Origin of the sequence: Collinsella sp. OM08-14AT, assembly GCF_003438115.1 — a bacterium.
Lineage (GTDB): Bacteria > Actinomycetota > Coriobacteriia > Coriobacteriales > Coriobacteriaceae > Collinsella.
On the sequence record NZ_QSTE01000034.1, the window covers coordinates 1 to 1835 of the forward strand.

At 57.4% G+C, this 1835-nt stretch carries 2 protein-coding genes; both read right to left on the reverse strand.

The features are described 5' to 3' along the window. Positions 1-599: PTS sugar transporter subunit IIC (locus DXC18_RS10275; protein WP_147326484.1), on the reverse strand; the 599-nt coding region annotated here is incomplete at its 3' end. Positions 600-824: 225 nt separating this feature from the next. Beyond that, on the reverse strand, positions 825-1835 hold a 1011-nt coding region (locus DXC18_RS10280; protein ID WP_370445794.1), incomplete at its 5' end, for a DMT family transporter.

Here is a 1835-nt window from a genome sequence, read left to right on the forward strand (position 1 = left end):
TTGGTGAGCACCAGGCGGCCGAGCATGGCGAAGCCCATGGCCGGCAGGATGTTGGCGGCAACGCCGCAACCGTCGATGATGAAGGGCGGGATGAAGTCGAGCAGGCCCTGGATGGCGTCGGAACCCAAATAGAAGGCGCCGCCGCACAGCAGGAAGTACTCGACGCAGCCCCAGATTCCAATTCCCCAATGAACGGCGTAGATGCCTTTGAGGTTTCCCTTGAGGGCGAACTTGTCTGCCATATCGACAAACACAGGGAACAAGGCATTGGTAATGTTGCCGATCGTCAGCGCAAGGACGGCGATGGGCATGGCGAGCGCGATGGCCGTCTCGGTACCCTGACCGAGCTGAATGGCAAACGCGCAGGCGAGCACGCCGCCGACGGTTTCGTTAGGCGGCACGTAGGCGCCGATGGAGATCGAGCCCATGAACAGCAACTCCAGGCTGGCGCCAACGGCAAGGCCAGTCTGCAGGTCCCCCAGCACCAGGCCCACGAGCGGACACAGGACGATGGGGCGGAACGCGTAGAGGGTGCCGAGCTGGTAGTCGAGGCATCCAAACGCTCCGACTAAGCCGACGAGGATTGCTTGGACAAGCATAATTCCTCCCAATAAGGAATCTCGAACCGTCGTCACTCCCGTCGCGCGCGTTGTTGATATCAATTCCGGGAGTTCGATTCCACGGCTCGAAGCGTACCTGGTGTGCTGCTAACACCCATGCCAGGCACAAATGATTTGATACCAATTATAGGTATGCAGGTTCGCCTTATTTAATACCAGTCGCTCAGCGGGGTGTTTTTTACCGTAAACGGCAGGCGCATCCCATTAGGCACGCTCTTTGTTTCGATGGCGGACAAGCGCCACCAGAAAGCCGTCGCCAAAAGCATCGGATGCCAAGTTGGCCACAATCACCAAAACGATCATCGCTGCGCCCAAAAACTCGTTCCAGCGAAAGACCTCGCCAAAGAGGAGCGCCGACCAGCAGGGAGCGAGCACGACCTCACTCATGCAAACCAAGTTGGCCGCAAACGCGTTGGTGCGCGCAATCCCCTTGGCATACAGCACACTCGCAAGGCCGCTGCAAAAAAGGCCATGCACCAGCATAAGCCCCCACTCAAAGGGTTTCACGGAGCCTAGGTCGCCGACAAAATAGACGATCGGAAGTATCGAGATGCCGCAGGAGATGAGCGAGGACACCATGGGCGACGCATCGGGGCGAGAGTTTAAAAAGAAACACAGCCCAAAGGTGGCGCCCGAAATGACGGCAAGCAGATTTCCGAGCATGCCCTCGGCGCTCAAATCACCTAAAAAGAAAAGTCCCATACCCGTAAAAGCAACCACCACGGAGGCAATCTTCGCAGGCGAGGGCAACGTGCGAGTTGCGAGCGATTGATACACGATAACGAAAATCATCGAGGTGTACTGCAGAACGATCGCGTTGCCGACCGTCGTGAGCTGGTTGGCAAAGTTAAACGTGGTGCCCGTCACGAAGTTGCAGACGGCCACAAGGACAATAAGACGGCTGACGCGAAGGACGGGTCTGCCGACGAGCAGGATAAAGAGCGCCATAAATATTGCCGTGACGGCACCGATCAAAAGAGCTGACTGCGAATTGGCGCGAACGAGGATGCCGATAAAACTCCACAAGAGCGCCGTGCCAAATAGATACATCGCCCCGCTCACGCCATTATCGGGTGGATTGTCAGATCGAATCACGAAGCACCTCCAGCTAGCTTTCGGTAATAAAAAACGGCGACCGCAATGGGTCGCCGTTTCCCTTGGGGGCAGATAATAGGCCGGGCCCTTACGCCAGCACGCCGAAGAACGCGCCGACGA